This window comes from Vibrio harveyi NBRC 15634 = ATCC 14126 = KCTC 12724 (assembly GCF_001591145.1).
In the GTDB taxonomy this organism is placed as follows: domain Bacteria; phylum Pseudomonadota; class Gammaproteobacteria; order Enterobacterales; family Vibrionaceae; genus Vibrio; species Vibrio harveyi.
This window is the reverse complement of record NZ_BCUF01000056.1, coordinates 1-18,272: the sequence shown is the minus strand read 5'-3', so window position 1 is coordinate 18,272 and position 18,272 is coordinate 1. Positions and strand designations below refer to the sequence as shown.

The window sequence follows — 18,272 nt, the reverse complement described above, 5'->3', positions numbered from 1 at the left end:
CGATGGCGTCTCCTTTCCAAAGCGCTTGTAGCCGAGCGCTTTAACCCTCATGGCGTCATCGGAACCTTTTTTGAAAGAAATTCCGATTTGTTCCGGTCATGTGCAAAGTGAGGATTCTCAGACGCAGGGAAAGGACCATGGAACAGCAGGCAATCAATTTAGTCGCGAACATTTTGCTGGTAGAAGACGATGATGATTTGGCAGAACTGGTTCAAATGCATCTCAAGTTTCAAGGACACCAAGTGTTGCGGGTAACGAATGTCGCCGAAGCTAAAGCGCAATACCAACAACAACCTTTTGATTTACTCATTCTTGACCGAGGTTTGCCAGACGGTGACGGCTTAGATATCTGCCATTATTTACGTCAGCAACAAGATTGGAGCCCTGTGCTCATGCTGACCGCCAGAGATGGTGAGATGGATAAAGTGGATGGTTTGGAGGCGGGTGTGGATGACTACATTACCAAGCCGTTTAGCGTATTAGAATTTCAAGCTCGAGTACGCAATGTATTGCGACGGGTAAGTCAAACCGTTGAAGTACAAGTTGAAAGAAGTGAACTTGAAGATAGCATGGATTTTGGTCCATTAAGAATTATTCCAGAATTGCATCAGGTATCCCTAAATGACAAGGATGTCACTCTTACCGCGACAGAGTTTACCTTGCTGCAATTCCTCGCGACACGCCCGGGTAGAGTCTACAGTAAAGATGAATTACTCGACCATGTGTGGAATACCAGCCATTCCGGTTATCATCATACGGTGTGTAGCACCATCAATCGCCTACGTAGCAAGTTGTCTTTGTCTGACTCTGATCATCATTTTATCCAGACGGTATGGGGCGTGGGGTACAAGTTTCAACCACGACAGTAGCTTAACTACCTAAGTAATAACTGATTAAGGAGGCGCTAGGATGAGCTTCAAATCTCGCTTAGTGGTGTTCACGAGCCTATGGTTTTGTTTAGCAGCAGCCGTTATTGCATTAACGTACAATTGGCAAAAAGAGACCATTGAATTACGCACTAAACAGAGTCTACACAAAGAGCTGGCAAGCCACATGCGTGATGATAATCCGTTGATGATAGGTACGGATTACAACCCGAAAGCGCTTAAATCCATCTTTCATACCCTTATGTTGATTGGTCCGGATTTCGAAATCTACTTTCTTGATAGCCAAGGCAACATCACTACCCATGCAGCACCAGAAGGTGCAGAGATTATGGGTAAGGTAGATCTTAACCCAATTAAACGATTCTTGAATGACGAGCCATTCCCCATCTTAGGCGAAGATCCTCGTAATCGTGGCGAGCACAAAGTGTTTTCCGTAGCAGCGATTGAGGAACTCGGCTCAACCGTGGGTTATCTCTATGTAGTCATTGGCAGTACCAGACATGATGCGATTGCCAACGCCCAAGTAGACACACCTTATATCGCGCTCGCTGGGTTAGTTTTAGTGTCTATTTTAGGCTTTGCATTAGGTGCTTATGTGTTAGTGAAACGCAGTTTATTGAACCCGATTGAGCGTGTGACCAATCAGCTTCAACAACAAGCAGAACATGATTTCCGCCTGCAACCCGATTTTACGCGCCAAGTTCCGGAATTAGTACCGATAGCAAATTCCTATCAGATGATGGCGAAGCATATCCAGCAACAGTTTTTGCAGTTGGAGTATCAATCGTCTCATCGTCGTCAAAGCTTATTGCAGCTTAGTCATGATTTAAAAACACCGTTATCGAGCGTTCTTGGCTATTTGGAAACGTGGCGTTTGCAGCATCCGGAATCCGACCCTTTGATTGACGTCGCTTTCAGAAACTGTGAGAAGCTGTCTACGCAATTGCACTCTTTGTTGGACGTAGCTCGAAAAGAAGCTCCCATGCCGAATTACGAGTATCGACCAGTGGATCTTGGAGCCTTGATGGCAGAGTGCGCCGAGACGATGCAAAGCCAGTTTGCTCGAAAAGAAGTGCTGCTGAAAATAGACGTCGATAACGAAATTCAAACCGTGGGTGATAAAGGTCTTTTAGAGCGGTTGGTGCTTAACTTGCTTGAAAATGCGCTGCGCCACAGTCCAATGCGTTCTGAAGTACATTGTCATGCTCATTTGAGTGACGATAAATCAAGAATTCATTTTGCCTTTATTAACCATATTGAAGAAGAAGCACAGGGAGGCTCGCTAGGTATTGGGACCAAGATTGTACAGTCGATACTCATGTTGCATCACAGTTATCTAGAGACCAGCAGCACACCATCTCAATATCAACAAAAGTTCACATTACGAGCCGTTTAATCTATCTATACCCAAGCCATTCTCGCTGAATGAAGTGTCTCGAGATTACTTGGGTATAGCTACCGCCACCTTCCTCTTGCTTGCTTTCCCTTTCTGTTCATCGAACAAATCTACTGTTTAAATAGAATTTTTCGCTTAACAATTCGTCATGATTGTTATTTCAACAAACGAATGATAGCGCTGATGAATTAAATTTATTCTGTTACATATTTAACGTGCTAGAACTTAATATTAACCTTGCTATCTAATTTGTTTCGTAAATATTACAACTCACGCTTTTTTATGATTTTTACATTATAAAATTAATTTCTATTTATATTAGAGTTAGGTGTTTTAGTGAATATTGTAATATGCGATTAGTTGTTTATTTTTATCGTAAAGAACTGTTGCTTATATCATCAAATGAAATGAAAAAATGGAACTAAAGTCACTTAATTGCCGCCGAAAAATCTAAACAGGGAATCTATTTGGTAATAATGTTTAAGTAACAGTTAGTTACGGATTCATAATTAATAATATGGCTAAACTTCCGACAAGGATCGAAAAGATGAGCGACAAGGAATCTATTAAGACTAATCGCAGCCGCCGCAATTTTTTAAAAGGTGCAACTGGTGCAGTTGTGGCTGGCGTCAGTGCTTCGGCGTTTTCTGGTGCTGTTCAAGCAAAGGAACAGAATATCGATTGGAGCAGACTAGGTAAAAGAAATGAAAGACGCCTCTGGCGTAAAGTTCGAAAGCAGTTCGTTTTGGATAAGCGAACGACTTATATGAACATCGGTACTACGGGCTCAATGCCAAGACATGTTCTTGAAGGGTATGAGGATAACAACAAACTGGTTGCGAAATACCCGTGGGACATGAAGAATAAATTTGGTTCATGGCCTTATGTGTCTGAAATGGTGACGCAAGTTGCACCGGGCTTTGGTGCAAATGCGGATGAAATCATCTTGAGTCGTAACACTACTGATGGTCTATGCTCTATCATCAACGGTCTTCACTTCGAGCCGGGCGATGTGATCTTAACCACTCATCACGAACACGTTGCGGCGACGTCCCCTATGAACGTTGCCAAGCATCGATTTGGTGTGGATGTCGTAGAGATTCAACTTCCTGTCTTCACTGGTACAGAAGATGTGACAGAAGAAGACTATATTCAAGCGTTCAGCGATGCGATTCAAGCACATCAAAATGTTCGGTTAATCGTGTTCTCTCATATCACCTACAAAACTGGTACAACACTTCCAGCGAAAGCCATTTGTTCTTTGGCTAAGCAACATCGAATCCCGACCTTAGTTGACGGTGCGCACACTGTGGGTATGTTCGATCTTGATTTCCATGACATGGACTGTGATTTCTATGCAGGTTCTGGTCATAAGTGGCAGTGTGGTCCGGGCGCTACGGGTATCTTATATGTACGTGACAACGGTAAACGCTTAAATGAGTACTGGAGCGATCGTGAAAACCCATTGTGGTTGATTAACTCTTCTTTATCTCATGCAGATTACCTAGGTAAGCAGTTACAAATGCAGTACATTGGTAATGACAACTACCCAGCAAAACAAGCACTTGCTGACAGCTGTAAGATGTGGGATGAAATTGGTCGCGACCGAATTCAAGAACGCATCTTGGAGTTAAGTGAGTTATGTAAGGTGCTGCTTAACGAAGCGTTACCTGAAGCGCAAATGTACTCGCCAAACGTTGAGGGCTTAACTAGCGGTCTGACTACGTTTAACCCGTTTTTTGATGTAACAGATGAAGAACGACTAACGCAGTTCCGTGATCGTCTTCGTGAAGATTATGGTTACATCATCCGTACAACAAGCTTCAAGTTGTACAAGGATGATTCGTACGAAACACATGCGTTGCGCATTTCGACTCATTTATTCCATGATGAGAGAGATGTTGAAGGTCTGGTTGAAGCCATTGCGGATCTTTATTACTCGTTCTAATGTTGTTTATCGTCAAAGCGCCCATGTTTGGGCGCTTTGTTAAAGAGAGGGATATTCACCATGTCAGTGAAATTAATCAAACGAACCATGACGGCAATGGCTGTTGGTATGACGTCACTACTCTCTGCTTCAGTGTTTGCTGGTGATTTACAAGACATCAAAGACAGCGGCGTTTTGCGTCATATCGGTGTGCCATACGCGAACTTTGTTTCTTACATCGACCAAGGTGAAGTGCAGACTTTGACAGGGCTGGATGTGGATATTATTAAAGGGTTTGCTCAGTCTCTTGGCGTCCGATATGAATACGTACCAGCGCAATGGAACAATGTGGTAGGCAAACTGACAGGTCAACAAGTTGAGTATAAAGACGCCCAGCTTCAGGTTGGCAAAACGATGCCCATTGAAGGCGATCTGATTGCTAACGGAGTCACTATTCTTGATTGGCGAACTCATGTCGTCGATTTTTCTGATGATTACTTCCCATCTGCGGTTTGGTTAGTCGCACGTACAGATTCCACCCTTACTCCAATCAAACCGACAGGTTCCATTGAGAACGATATCTCGATGGTGAAATCGCTTATCAAAGGTCGTGAAGTTCTCGCGATGGAGCACTCGTGTCTAGACCCGAACCTTTACAATCTTTATGACACGGGAGCAAAAGTTATTTTGCCTGATGGGCAGCGTCGATTGAATGAGATGGTGCCAGCGATAATGAAGAATGATGCAGAAAGTACACTGCTTGATGTAGCAGATACACTGATTGCATTGGAAAAGTGGCCAGGAGAAATCAAAGTAATTGGTCCTGTGTCCGAAAATCAAAAAATGGCGGTTGCCTTCCGTAAGGACTCCCCTGAATTAAAAGCCGCATTTAATCAATATTTGAAGTCAATTAAAAAAGATGGGACGTACCAGAAGTTGGTCGAGAAATACTACCCGTCAATTTACTATTTTTATAATGACTACTTCTTAGAAGATAGTAAGAACGATATATGAGAAAGTCTGTAAAAAAGATATCAAGCCAGAAGATCATCACCGTCAGTGCTATTTTGGTGTCGCTCTATTTAGCGATGATTATTACTGTGACGAGTTTAGGTCAAAACAAATTAAAAGATTCTCAGCATCGTGAACTTGACCTAAAGGTAAAAAGCTACGCGGGTACTCTCGATAATTTATTCACGATAGCCAGCGAAGATGTCGACCACTTATCAACTGATAAAACGGTGCAGACCTTCTTTGCGAATCTTGCTTCAGGCATGTCGATGGAATATGGGCTAGGCGCTAGTTTGATCAACTTGAAGCGTAAGCTGCAAGAGAAAGCCGACGCGAAAACTGTCAACAACCAGATCATCTACACTAAGCTGACGTTAGTTGGTCTTGATGGTTCAACCATCGTCACTACGGGCGTTAAAACAGATCATCGTATTGATACGTCTCGATTGCTTAATGACCACGCTCATCCTGAGGAAGTCAGAGCGATACAAAATGATGGTAAGGTCCTCATTCAAGTCGTTAAGCAAGTGATGTTTTCTGGCAAGCCTGTTGGCTTTTTGATTGCTGACATCAACAAAGAAGTGGTGATTTCCCAACTGACGAATCAAGAACATGAAGGCAGCTATAGCCGGATGGTGTTAAAGATCAACGATGTGGAAATGGAAGTTTGGGATTCTATTAGTCGTAAGCTGGAACAAGAAAACATCACGGATCCAGAAGCCCTTGCCAAAGAGCTAAAGCAAAAAATCTATTTTGAAGTACCCATTGAACATCATCACTTTAAGTTGATGGCGTGGTTTGAATCACTCAGTGAGCGAGATATTTATACTTCACGCATGTTCATTAATGGTTTAAGTGTACTTGCCATCATGATTGTGGTTGGGTTGCTTTATGCATTCACGCTAAACAACACTCGCGTAGAGCTGAAAATAAAATTGGAAGAGGAGAAGAAGCGTAAAGACTTTCTTTCTCAACAGAACCAGCGCCTGACCAGTGAAATAGAGCGCCGTAAATCGTCAGAGATGGAGTTAGCTTATCAAGCGAAACATGACTCCTTGACCGGATTACCAAACCGAGTTTATGGCTCCGAGCGTCTCGACTTAGAGCTTTCGCGTGCAGAACGCATCGGTTCGAATGTGTTGGTGATGTTCATTGACCTTGATCACTTCAAGCAGATTAATGATTCCATGGGACATTTCGTTGGTGATGAAGTCTTAAAACTCGCAGCGGAAAGATTGCACAACGCAGTTCGAAAAACAGACTTATTGGCTCGGATTGGCGGTGATGAGTTTTTGTTAGTGATTCCAGACTTGCACAATGCGGACAGCGCAAAACGATTTGCGACAACGGTTCTATCTGTGTTTAACGAGCCGTTTGTCTGGCAAAACCACGAGTTTTTCCTCTCGGCGAGTGTCGGAATGTCAGTCTTCCCAGAAGATGGTGATAACGCCGAGCAGTTGTTGGCGTGCGCGGATATGGCTATGTATCGAGTTAAGCAGGATGGACGTAACGCTTTCTGTTTTTACGATCACAACATGAACCAAGATTTGCAGCGCTTCTTAGAGTTGGAAACTCGCTTGCGTAACGCCATTTCGCAAGACTTATTAGAGCTTTACTACCAACCTATTATTGATTTAGAAAGCGGAGCGATTGTCGGCGCTGAAGCTCTAATGCGTTGGAATGACGACAAGTTTGGGTTTGTGAACCCAGAAGAGTTTATTTCGATTGCAGAAAAGAACGGCTTGATTCATCAACTTGGTGATTTCGCTATTCGTCAAGCATGTCACCAAGCGGCGAAGTGGCAGAAAGATTCACCCTTGTTTGTATCAGTAAACTTTTCTAGTGTGCAGTTTAGATACTGTGATCGCCTCTTTGAGCAAATCAAGCTTCACCTTGAGGAGTCGGGGCTGCCGCCAGAATTGTTTGATGTTGAAGTTACTGAAAGTCTTTTATTCAACCACAGCAATGAACTGATGGGCATGTTAGATAACTTACGTGCGATGGGGGCGAAGCTAACGATTGATGACTTTGGTACCGGTTACTCAGCATTGAGTTACTTACAGAAATTCCCATTTGACCGACTTAAAATTGATCGTAGTTTCTTACAGAACATGTTTGAGAATGAATCGGATCGTGAGCTTGTGAACGTTATTATTGCAATGGCGAAAGCGCTTAACCTTAAGATCGTCGCAGAAGGCATTGAAGAGCAGCGTCACGTTGATTACTTGAAAAACCTAAACTGTGAGTTCGGACAAGGTTTCCACTATAGCCAACCATTGCCAGCGAAGGAGTTTGAAGCGCTTTTAACAACGCCAACTTGGCTATAACTCCTTTCAATACAACCTCATAGAAAAGCATTAGTTGGATTCGTGCCTAGAATTCATTAATGCTTTTCCACCTTAAGGGATAATCGTTTTTCCTTCCTTGAATTACACTACACTTAATTGAGAAGTAATTGCCTGTGACCCCCGTCACATAAAGGCTCAACCTAATTCTAATCGAGTGAAAACTCGACAAAATAAACAGGAAGGAATTGCGAATGTCTTCTGCATTTTACCAACAGATTGAACAGCAAATTGAAGAAGTGAAGGCGGAAGGTCTTTACAAAGCAGAGCGTATCATTACGTCTCAACAGCAAGCGGCTGTTAAAATCTCTACTGGTGAAGAAGTACTAAACTTCTGTGCAAACAACTACCTTGGTCTTGCTAACCACCCAGCGCTTATCGAAGCGGGCAAAGCAGGCATGGACGAGCACGGTTTTGGTATGGCTTCAGTACGTTTCATCTGTGGTACTCAAGACATCCACAAAGAGCTTGAGCAGAAGCTTTCTAAGTTCCTAGGTAAAGAAGACACGATTCTTTACACATCATGTTTCGATGCAAACGCGGGTCTATTTGAAACTATCCTAGGTAAAGAAGATGCGATCATCTCTGACGCTCTAAACCACGCGTCAATCATTGACGGTGTTCGTCTATGTAAAGCGATGCGTTTCCGCTACTCAAACAACAACATGGAAGAACTAGAGCAACAATTGATCGCTGCAAAAGAAGCGGGTGCTCGCCACATTCTTATCGTAACTGACGGTGTGTTCTCAATGGACGGCGTAGTGGCTAACCTTCCAGCTATCTGTGACCTAGCAGATAAGTACGGCGCATTAACTATGGTTGATGATTCTCACGCTGTTGGCTTTATGGGTAAAACAGGTGCAGGTACGCACGAACACCATAACGTAGTGGACCGTATCGACATCATCACCGGTACGCTAGGTAAAGCAATGGGCGGCGCTTCAGGCGGTTACACATCTGGTAAAGCTGAAGTGATTGACTGGTTACGTCAGCGCTCTCGCCCATACCTATTCTCTAACTCTGTTGCACCAGCAATCGTAAACGCTTCTATCCGCGTTCTGGATCTACTAGAAGAGAGCGGTGACCTACGTGAGCGTCTATGGGAAAACGCAGCACACTTCCGTGCTCGTATGGAAGACGCAGGCTTCACTATGGGTGGTGCTGATCACGCGATCATTCCAATTATGTTAGGTGACGCAAAAGTAGCAGCAGAATTTGCTGAGCGCGCACTAGAGAAAGGCATCTATGTAATTGGCTTCTCATTCCCTGTAGTAGCAAAAGGTCAAGCGCGTATCCGTACTCAAATGTCTGCAGCACACTCTCGTGAGCAGCTAGACCGAGCAATCGATGCGTTTATCCAAGTTGGTAAAGATATGGGCATCATCTAAGTCTGAGAGACTAAAAGGTTACAAAGGCTTTCCCAACTCTTTTGAGTCGGCTCATGGGTAAAGCCTTTACCTCTTCTTTAATGACGGTAGATGAAAGAATTTTTTGCCACGCATAGAGCGGGGCAATATTGGGTGAATATTATGAAAATCAAAGCACTATCAAAGCTAAAGCCTGAAGAAGGCATCTGGATGACTGAGGTTGAAAAACCGGAAGTTGGCCACAACGACATTCTGATCAAAATTAAGAAAACCGCTATCTGTGGCACTGACGTACACATTTACAACTGGGACGAATGGTCGCAAAAGACAATTCCAGTTCCTATGGTTGTAGGTCACGAGTACGTGGGTGAAGTGGTTGCGATTGGTCAGGAAGTTCGTGGCTTTGAAATCGGCGACCGCGTTTCTGGTGAAGGTCATATCACCTGTGGTCATTGTCGTAACTGTCGCGGTGGTCGTACTCACCTGTGTCGCAACACGATCGGTGTTGGTGTAAACCGTGAAGGCGCATTCGCAGAATATTTAGTGATCCCAGCGTTTAACGCGTTCAAAATCCCAGAAGGCATCTCTGACGATCTAGCATCAATCTTTGACCCGTTTGGTAACGCTGTACACACTGCGCTTTCTTTTGACCTCGTTGGTGAAGACGTGCTGATCACAGGTGCTGGTCCAATCGGCATCATGGCAGCTGCGGTAGCGAAACACGTTGGTGCTCGCCATGTTGTTATCACAGACGTAAACGAATACCGCCTAGAGCTTGCTCGTAAGATGGGCGTAACTCGCGCAGTAAACGTGGCTGAAGAGAAATTAGAAGACGTAATGTCTGAGCTAGGCATGACAGAAGGCTTCGACGTAGGTCTAGAAATGTCTGGTAACCCATCAGCATTTAACTCCATGCTAACGACGATGAACCACGGTGGTCGCATTGCACTTCTAGGTATTCCACCGTCAGACATGGGTATCGATTGGAACCAAGTTATCTTCAAAGGTTTGGTGATCAAAGGTATTTACGGTCGTGAAATGTTCGAAACATGGTACAAGATGGCTTCATTAATCCAATCTGGTTTGGATCTATCACCAATCATCACGCACCACTACAAGATTGATGATTTCCAAGAAGGCTTCGACGTAATGCGTAGCGGTATGTCAGGCAAGGTTATTCTTGATTGGGAATAGAGTCGCGAGAAAGCAACCTAAAATCTTCTTGATATAAAATTAATACAAACGCCTCAAGTTAACCTTGGGGCGTTTTTGTTATAAACCCGTTACTCATTGAAGCGTAAGCGAGAACACTATGATTAGGCAATTCTTCGTTTACCTCATGTATAGGTTATAACGTGATGATAGGCATGGCGTTATATTTATCTTTTTATGTCGGTCAACATATTTAAATTAAGCGTTTCTTTAAGAAGGTACAGTTGCCTTTTGGGTATCTAAGTATAATCGTTACATATATGGAAGTACGTGAAAGCCTTGATTTAAGGGAACTTTCAATAACTCATTCAATCTGTTTAGGGACGTCTATGGCAGTATTTAGCAAAGTGTTTGTTGTAACTCCAAATGTCAACGAGTTCGCACTGTTACAAGAGTCTTCATTGGCACTTTCTATTCAGGAGACTGAAAGAAAACCGATTCAATTGTACGGCGAGCCTGTCAAAGCTAGTTGGAAGTGTGTCGATGTCGAATGGTTAGAAGTTGAAAACGAAAAGGCATTACCAAAGCCGGATATTGCTGCTTGGAGAGCGATATCATTAGCCATGCCTATCTCGATCGCGGATCAACTGGGGGTACTATGTGAAGATGTTGAGTTTCTCCCATTGTGCTTGAATAAGCAGTCTTGGCGAGCTGTTAACATCTTGACTCAATTAGATGCTATCGACCATTCTGCAACTAAGTTCAATCTTCGCGATGGAAAGCAGAGCCGGGTTAGACCCTTTAAGAAACTTGTTTTGAAGAAGAAAGCTGTTAATGGCGCTGGTTTGTTTCGAGTTCAAGGGGCAGGGTTGCGAATGTTCTGTACAGATAAGAAAGGTGGTTTGTACGAGCGAGTTCACGAGTTGGGTTTGACGGGGCTGAGCTTTAAAGAGACACAGTTATCTCCCTAAAACACCGTTTGCAATACGTCTGGAGCTCGTCATTCATGTATCTATCGATGCCCGCAGACGTTTTGGGGGTAAAACTACTATTCAGTAAGTTACAAACTATCGTGAAATCAGACGGAAAAATATTGAGTAGATTTGCGGTTTTTTCAATGAAGGGGTATCAACGTTCATTCTAAATCTAAGTCAAATTTATGTTTAAGAAGCATATACAGGTATTGCTGAGAATAGCAAAAATGGGTGATTGAAAATGTTAATAGTTACGCTAGTTGTATTCTTCTCTCTGGCTACGATCCATTTTTCTCATGTCTTTTTCTCAATTTGCTTGAGTTCTTTTAATCAGTTTACAAATTATTCTATGTGGTTAAGACCTCTTTCCCTCTGTGTCATGGCTGCCTGCGCACAGTACTATATTCTGTCGCTAATTTTGGGCACCAACCTACCAGCCGTTTCTGGTTTTGTACTAGTGGTAACCAATGCTCTATTTTTTATTGGTTTTTTCTCTGCTTTAAAAGCTAAAAGGGAAACGGAAGAATAGTCAGTTGCCATAAATTGTGTCACTTAGCTTTAATCTTTGTTCAGACCTCGTTCCCCATAATTGTGTTGATGATATCTTCCTTTTTATTGAGCAAAAGGTTCGACAACGCATTCCTGGCAAGTATTTAGATGCAAAAGGCAGGGAACATTCGATGAATGATTTGACACGTCAGGGTGCGCTTGGTTTGCATGGTGAGCGGTATTATGTGAATAAGGAGCTTACCGTGGTTTCAAATAAGGCTAACACTGAGAATAGTTGCAGTTATCTCAGTACGATAATGTCATGAATCGCAAAGGATCAATCTACTACTTATCACCAAAGCTTCCCGTGATAGTTTCGTCTCTCTAAAGTTTGTTTTGGGAAAACAGAGGAAAGCCTCTTTAAGGTCTTTAGCATGCAGAAGCGGAATAGATACCACTGGCTCAGGGTGGTTATTGGTGGCGTGTTTGGCGCTATCGTCGTTGTTGTCCTCTTCCACTTATTTGGTTCTCTATTTGGACCGCTATACCAATCAGAAGATGAGTCTGCTCGTAATTTTGTTATTTTCCTCGCCTGTCTTTTTCTTGGAATTGTTAGCGGCGCGTTGTTTGCTTACAAATATACAGCGATATGTAATTGAATCGTGAGCGAAAAAATTGGTATTCACTATTGTCACTCGTTTTTTATAAAGAGGTTTCGACATTAAGCTAGGATGGTACATGAGTGTAACTGGTTAGGCATCTTAGCTTCTTGGTTGAGTTCGTTAAATTTTAAATATTGAGGGTGGTTTATACAAGTGAGCGATCTTTTTATATATATTCACATAAGTTGATTTTGAAAATAATGCAAGCTTGTGCATCTTAAATGGAGCAAGTTCATATGCTTGCACAGATGTGAAATTTCAAACATTAGGATTTAAAATGTCATTACAAATTGCTCTAAATATTATCGACGAATATCAAGATCTGACGGGTCAGGAAGGCTCACACATTGATAACCTATGTTTAGCGTTAAAGTGTAGATTTATGCGCTGCACGCAACTAACAGAACAAGATAAGATAATTCTGAAAGAAAAAGCGTTATGCTTGCTAGCGTATGAAATTCATTTTTGTAAAAAAACATTCAATTTCAGAGCATTAGAACTGATGATTAAATTAGAAGAGCTAGTTCTAAGGAAGTAACTAACGTACAGAAATTTTTCAAAACCAAACAGCTTTGCTACGACTATTTTGTGATATTGTTCTCACTTTCCTAACTTGGCTTTATTTCTTTACTGCTAAATAACCTCCTCACCAACCCAAAAAACTGAGAGAGAGCATGTTGAAAAGAACTTGGTGATAATTATTGCAACTTTTTGTTTTATAATGTTATTTAATCATATGAAACGGCAAGTAATGAGGTCGTATCTTTCCTGCGTAGCTCCATCTGATTTAGCAAATAAGGTCCTTTGTGTGGTTATGGCTTTTTGAGTGTGAATGTTTATGAATTTTATCGGTTTCATTTTTGTTGAAATTGAAATAAATCAATTTGTTAGGATTTTTGTTCTGATTTATAATCTTTGATACAAGTTTATTGGTTGATTTGCGTTTTTGAGGGGTATCATTTTATCTCTCTTCCAAGGAGGGCGTTTTTACATTCTGTCTTATATGGAAGAGCGTTGCTTTGAGAGTCATCGTATTGAAAAAGGAAGGATGAAAGTTCCGGCAAGATGAACGTAATGCTAGCCGACGAACTGAATCTATGTAATAACTATATGTATAGAAATGTTAGAATTCTGGATAATATCTTTGTAAAAGAAAAATCAATAAAATTTGAATGCCAATATCAACCAATTTTTAACTCGCGGAACAATTCGATTCAGTTTTATGAAGTTGTAACTAGCTATCCATCTGGCTTTAATCCTTATAGAGAATGTCTTAATGAAATTTTTATTAAAACAAAGTGTATAAAAAAAATCTTACGGTCTAAGGTGTTGGGAGTCTCAGCTTGTATTTCATTTAAAGTTGAATCGCATTTATTATTGGATGGTTTTTTTGTACAAGAATTGATGTCGTTTAGCGAGTTTAATATTGCTATAGAGATTCACGATTTACAAAAAAATATAGATCTTAATTTGATTTTTTATAATATTTTAAGGTTGCAAGAAAGTGGGGTTATGGTTTGGTTGTCAGGTTATCATGAGAATAGTGAGCAAGCAAATCTTTCCTTCGGAAAAATAAATTGGGATATAATAAAGATTGGGAAGTGTTTTTTATCACACAATGACTTTGATGCTGTAGAAGCATTATATCATGTATTGAAACCATTCACTCGATATGGCTTGATATTCGAAGGCGTTGAAACATCTAACCAGGCTAGCATGATAAGAGAATTAGGTGAGTTTGTGCAGGGTAAATTTTACTTATGATTATTAAATTCCTTTTATTCACTTATTATCCATTCACTTTATTGTAGTTTTAAAAATGTAACATAGTTCCATTTTTTTCAAAGTAAGGTTATATTATGTCATTTATTATTGTAGAAAATATACCTTGTAAGATTTGTTCTTGTCAGGTTTATAGAATTATTCGTCGTAAATTTATACAAAGATTAATGACCAAAAAGAAAAAATACATGTGCACTAATTGTGGAGAGGTTTATTTTCTATAAATCTTTATTATTGCTTTCACTTAGCGATGCTTTGTTGCTGAGGAAGTGATAGCCGAGTGAAGGCAAAACAAACAAGGCATGTGTGGTAGACCTCATCGATTCAGTGACTTAACCATTACTGCTACACTGATGGAGAAACGCATTTTCTATATGCCACAGAGAGCATTTGTCAGGATTGCATTGCTAGGTATGCATGAAACTCAATATGTTCTTTAAGAACTGTTCAATATAGGGCTACCATGTATTTTCATCGAATTAAGTAACAAAGCTTGAGTGTGCTTTCACAACACTCGAATGGAAGAAAACAAGGAGAAAACATGAAAAAGTCACTAACAGCACTTGGTCTTGCTTTGGTATTTGCGAGCTCCGCGAATGCAGCGAATTGGGGCTACGAGGGGGAGCATGGACCTGCTCATTGGGGGGAGTTTGCTTCCGAATGTGCTAAAGGACAAAACCAAAGCCCAATTAATATTCAATCGTCTACTGAGGCCAAACTAGATAAGCTTCAATTTGATTATCAAGGTAAAGCGATTTCACTGCTAAACAACGGTCATACCTTACAGACGAGTTTAGAAGGGAAAAATACACTGACGATTGATGGCAAAGAGTTCGTATTAAAACAATTTCACTTCCACACGCCATCAGAAAACCATGTAGATGGAAAGGAATACCCTCTAGAAGCGCACTTTGTGCATGCTGATAAGGCGGGTCACCTAGCCGTTGTAGCAGTGTTCTTCAAACTGGGTAATGAGAACCCAGATCTAGCTAAGTTACTGCAAAACATCCCTAATAAAGATCACGATGTTGCTATTAAAGTCCCGTTTGATGCGGACGCGCTTATCCCAAGTGATAAAGATTACTACCGTTTTAATGGTTCTCTAACGACTCCGCCTTGCTCTGAAGGAGTTCGTTGGTTGGTAATCAAAGACACGAAAACGATCTCACCTGAGCAGGTGAAAGAGTTTGCTAAAGCAATGGGACACAACAACCGTCCAATTCAGCCGCTTAATGCGCGTATGATCCTTGCTCAGCAGTAATCTGCGTTCACACAGAGAAAGATCCCACTAAAGCTAATGAATGGCAATCAACCTGTTTTTGCCATTCATTTTCTAACCCAAGCGTCGCATCATCCCTAACGTAACCGTTTTGGCATCTGTTGCTAGAATGTTCTTATCATAAATAGTCGTGAAGAATGCCCTCTAAATACTGCATAGGCAATGAGAACAGGATTTTATTTTTCATCGTCTTTAATGGCTTAATTTGTTAACGTAATGTAACTTAAAACCTCAATTAAGCTTGAGGTTGGCATTTGTAAGAGCAAGAGGCAAAGCATGGAAATCAGTGTTGGTGAGGTAGCAAAGCGTTCTGGAGTAAAGGTTTCAGCACTGCACTTTTATGAGCAGAAAGGACTCATATCAAGCTGGCGAAACCAAGGCAATCAAAGGCGGTATCACCGCAGTGTACTTCGTCGTATTGCGGTAATTAAAGCAGCTCAACAAGTCGGACTATCCCTAGAAGAAATCAAACAGGCATTAGAAGAGTTGCCCAAGCATCAAGCGCCAAACAAGCAACAGTGGGAAACCATGGCAAGTCATTGGCATGCACAATTGGATCTAAAAATTCAAAAGCTAAAAGCATTACAAAATGACTTAGGCGGGTGCATTGGATGTGGCTGTTTGTCGCTTGAAACGTGTGCGTTAAGAAACCCAGAAGACGTATTAGGGAAAGATCATTCGGGGTCGAACTTAACGTTGGATGATTAGGGGCAACTAGCCCCTAGTGACGAGAATGTGGTTCTATTCTTTATCAAAACTATCGACGACGATAGCGCCCATTGAAGCTGGCATGGTTATGACTATTACGCGTTTAAGAGCGATAATTGGGTCGGTAAACATTGGCAATTTGTTGATGCAAAATAGAACCAGAGCAACAACTACAGCGGCAATAAAATAAGCAATCACGACACGAAAAATAAATACCGTAATACGAGTCTTGATGTTGCTTTGAAATACACTTTGATAGGCGAAAAAACCTAAAAAGAGTACTGAAAGGCTAAACAACATCAGTAAGTTAATAAAAGGCAGGCTTTCTCCTAGTCGCCATGCCTCTTCCGAAAATGAAATTGGCACGGCTAAAGCAAAAGCACCAACGAGAACTTGGCTGGCGTCTTCGAGATTGAAGTGGCTACTCATGCTTAGACTCTATAGTGTTACTTGTGAGAAGTTGCTCGAAGCGTTCATGCCCATGAAGCAGTTCCAGATCTTGCTCTTCAGCTAACAAGTCGCGAATTGATGGACTGGCATCTATTGCACGCTCCAAATCTTCAATCGCTTGTTCTTCAATGCCGAGTCGAGAGTACGCACATGCACGTTGATAAAGCGCCGGTCCGTTAGTGTCATCGACTTCCAAAACGCGATTACATAAGCTCAGTGCCCAATGGTATTCTTTGATCTCCATTGCGGCATCTGCTTTGTAAGTGAGTGCTTCCAAATCGCCCGGGCGAATAAGCAGAATCTCATCGTAGATATCGATACGTTGCTCTGGAGTTTGTGAGCTTTGTGCACGAAGCCATAAGTTATGGATTTCGTTGATTTTCTCGATTTCTTTGTTGTTCTCGCTGATGATGCGAGTTTTGCGTTTTAAGTCGCGTTCTAATGCTAGGAACTTTTTCTCGTATTCCTGAGCGATTTTTTCTAGTCGCTTGTCTGCCATTTCTTTGGTGTTGTGTTTAAATTCACGCAGTGACTGCCAACCGACAAAGGCAATTAGCGATGCAACACCTGCGATGATATAGAAGAAGTAGGTGACGGTGACGTTAGCGTAGTTCAATGATTTATCGGCTACGGTAAGTTCGCGGTCGGTGATCTCGACGACCATCCGTCGTTCTAAATCCTGTTGTTCCTGACGTAGAGACTTTAATTCGTCGAGGATATAACGTTCCATCAAAGGGCGATCTAAAAGGTCGGATTCTGAATACTTTTCTTCTGATGCTAGAGATGGAAAAGAGAGTAGAGCAGCGAAGAATATGCCGATGATTAAGCGCATAAAACGTCCTTTTGCGTCGAGAGTGGATGGATCTCTGAAACCATAGCAAATAGCGACTATGTTTAGCAAAGAACTCATGAAAAACACTTGTTTTATAATGTGTTCTGACGTGTCATTAGCTTTTCGTCTTGTGGCGGGCTATCTCACTTTGTAGGGCGTTTGCTCTTTTTACTCCGGTATTGTGTAAGTGGTCTATGCGAATTGATCTGGGCTGAACAAGCCTTGGATCAGTGTTTGCCACTCTTCTTTCAATACGCCATATTTGACCGAGTCGTAGTATTCGCCTTGGTAATAACGCACTTTACGAATTCGTGCTTCTTGCTGCATGCCGAGTTTCTCCGCACAGCGCATCATCCTCGGGTTACCTGACCATGTGGTTAATCCGACTCGCTCTATTTCTTGTGTGTCAAAGATATGGCTTATCCAAGGCACCAATGCGCTAAAACCTAACCCTTTGTTCCAGTAGTTAGAATCGTAAATGACGATCCCAGCTTCTAACCAACGCGTGCTCTCGCATTCCCAATACCAACTGACAGAGCCAACAGGTTTACCCTCGAAATCAATCAATAACATGTCTTCACCTTTTATTAGGCGTTGTAAGGTGTTGTTACGAAAGCCTTCCAGTGTCGGAGTTTGATATGGAAAGTAAGGACCATTAAATTTAGCCCATCGTTCATCTTCAGTAATTAACTGATATAGATTCTTTGCTTCTTCAGGGGTCGCGCGTCGCAGTGTCACGCCTTGGAAATGGTACATAGCTTACCTTTTAATTAACGTTTAATGGCGGTGACGCTGAACGTGTGCCAATGCTTTGTGTGTCCAACAGCTGTTGTGCCATCTTCATCTCGTTCGTGAAAATAAAGTATTTCATAACCTTCAAACAAAGCTTCCACTTGCTCTTTGGTGAAAGCACAGATGTTGGGGTGAGTATCTGCCTCAACCCAAGAATCGTTGATTCCTAACAAGTCGCCACAAAATACGCCGTTAGGTACTAGGGTCTGTTGACCCTTT

15 protein-coding genes and 1 pseudogene are annotated in these 18,272 nt (G+C 41.8%); 12 read left to right on the top strand and 4 right to left on the bottom strand.

Annotated elements, in window-relative coordinates; all coding sequences use genetic code 11:
- The first annotated feature begins 137 nt into the window (after positions 1–137).
- The 12 genes from VHA02S_RS21560 to soxR all read left to right on the top strand — a co-directional run bounded on the left by VHA02S_RS21560 (position 138) and on the right by soxR (position 15,979).
- Positions 138–869 carry a response regulator transcription factor gene (locus VHA02S_RS21560; protein ID WP_005448739.1) on the top strand — a complete coding sequence of 244 codons (732 nt, stop codon included), beginning with the start codon at positions 138–140 and terminating at the stop codon, positions 867–869.
- A 40-nt stretch (positions 870–909) separates the two neighbouring features.
- Positions 910–2,283 (top strand): sensor histidine kinase, encoded by a 1,374-nt coding sequence (locus VHA02S_RS21555; protein WP_005448741.1) that lies wholly within the window; start codon positions 910–912, stop codon positions 2,281–2,283.
- Between the two features lie 547 nt (positions 2,284–2,830).
- On the top strand, positions 2,831–4,231 hold the full coding sequence (locus tag VHA02S_RS21550; RefSeq protein WP_038898810.1) for an aminotransferase class V-fold PLP-dependent enzyme: 1,401 nt from the start codon (positions 2,831–2,833) through the stop codon (positions 4,229–4,231).
- Positions 4,232–4,291: 60 nt separating this feature from the next.
- Positions 4,292–5,224 (top strand): transporter substrate-binding domain-containing protein, encoded by a 933-nt coding sequence (locus tag VHA02S_RS21545; protein ID WP_009697226.1) that lies wholly within the window; start codon positions 4,292–4,294, stop codon positions 5,222–5,224.
- A complete protein-coding gene (locus VHA02S_RS21540) occupies positions 5,221–7,548 on the top strand; it encodes a putative bifunctional diguanylate cyclase/phosphodiesterase (RefSeq protein ID WP_038898809.1) in 2,328 nt (775 codons plus the stop codon). Before VHA02S_RS21545 ends, VHA02S_RS21540 begins: the two co-directional genes overlap by 4 nt.
- Before the next feature lie 212 nt (positions 7,549–7,760).
- Positions 7,761–8,954 carry a glycine C-acetyltransferase gene (locus tag VHA02S_RS21535; RefSeq protein ID WP_038898808.1) on the top strand — a complete coding sequence of 398 codons (1,194 nt, stop codon included), beginning with the start codon at positions 7,761–7,763 and terminating at the stop codon, positions 8,952–8,954.
- A 141-nt stretch (positions 8,955–9,095) separates the two neighbouring features.
- Complete coding sequence (tdh, locus tag VHA02S_RS21530; RefSeq protein ID WP_005448756.1) at positions 9,096–10,127, top strand: L-threonine 3-dehydrogenase; 1,032 nt, start codon at positions 9,096–9,098, stop codon at positions 10,125–10,127.
- 347 nt (positions 10,128–10,474) lie between these two features.
- Positions 10,475–11,056, top strand: coding sequence for an imm11 family protein (locus VHA02S_RS21525; RefSeq protein ID WP_038898807.1), 582 nt, complete (start codon positions 10,475–10,477; stop codon positions 11,054–11,056).
- A 1,431-nt stretch (positions 11,057–12,487) separates the two neighbouring features.
- Entirely contained in the window at positions 12,488–12,748 is a 261-nt protein-coding gene (locus VHA02S_RS21515; RefSeq protein WP_038898806.1) for a hypothetical protein, read from the top strand.
- A gap of 536 nt (positions 12,749–13,284) precedes the next feature.
- Positions 13,285–13,974, top strand: a complete 690-nt coding sequence (locus VHA02S_RS21510; protein ID WP_160167727.1) for an EAL domain-containing protein — start codon at positions 13,285–13,287, stop codon at positions 13,972–13,974.
- 559 nt (positions 13,975–14,533) lie between these two features.
- Positions 14,534–15,253 carry a carbonic anhydrase gene (locus VHA02S_RS21505; RefSeq protein WP_017188619.1) on the top strand — a complete coding sequence of 240 codons (720 nt, stop codon included), beginning with the start codon at positions 14,534–14,536 and terminating at the stop codon, positions 15,251–15,253.
- 294 nt (positions 15,254–15,547) lie between these two features.
- Positions 15,548–15,979, top strand: coding sequence for a redox-sensitive transcriptional activator SoxR (gene soxR / locus VHA02S_RS21500; protein ID WP_005448768.1), 432 nt, complete (start codon positions 15,548–15,550; stop codon positions 15,977–15,979).
- A gap of 33 nt (positions 15,980–16,012) precedes the next feature.
- Here the strand turns inward: soxR and VHA02S_RS21495 are convergent, their stop codons facing one another.
- The 4 genes and pseudogenes from VHA02S_RS21495 to VHA02S_RS26060 all read right to left on the bottom strand — a co-directional run.
- Positions 16,013–16,408, bottom strand: a complete 396-nt coding sequence (locus tag VHA02S_RS21495; protein ID WP_005448769.1) for a DUF2391 family protein — start codon at positions 16,406–16,408, stop codon at positions 16,013–16,015.
- Positions 16,401–17,261, bottom strand: coding sequence for a tetratricopeptide repeat protein (locus tag VHA02S_RS21490; RefSeq protein WP_038898802.1), 861 nt, complete (start codon positions 17,259–17,261; stop codon positions 16,401–16,403). Before VHA02S_RS21490 ends, VHA02S_RS21495 begins: the two co-directional genes overlap by 8 nt.
- 192 nt (positions 17,262–17,453) lie before the next feature.
- On the bottom strand, positions 17,454–18,017 hold the full coding sequence (locus VHA02S_RS21485) for a GNAT family N-acetyltransferase (protein WP_038898801.1): 564 nt from the start codon (positions 18,015–18,017) through the stop codon (positions 17,454–17,456).
- A gap of 14 nt (positions 18,018–18,031) precedes the next feature.
- Positions 18,032–18,272: pseudogene (locus tag VHA02S_RS26060) on the bottom strand (SAM-dependent methyltransferase); the annotation flags it as partial.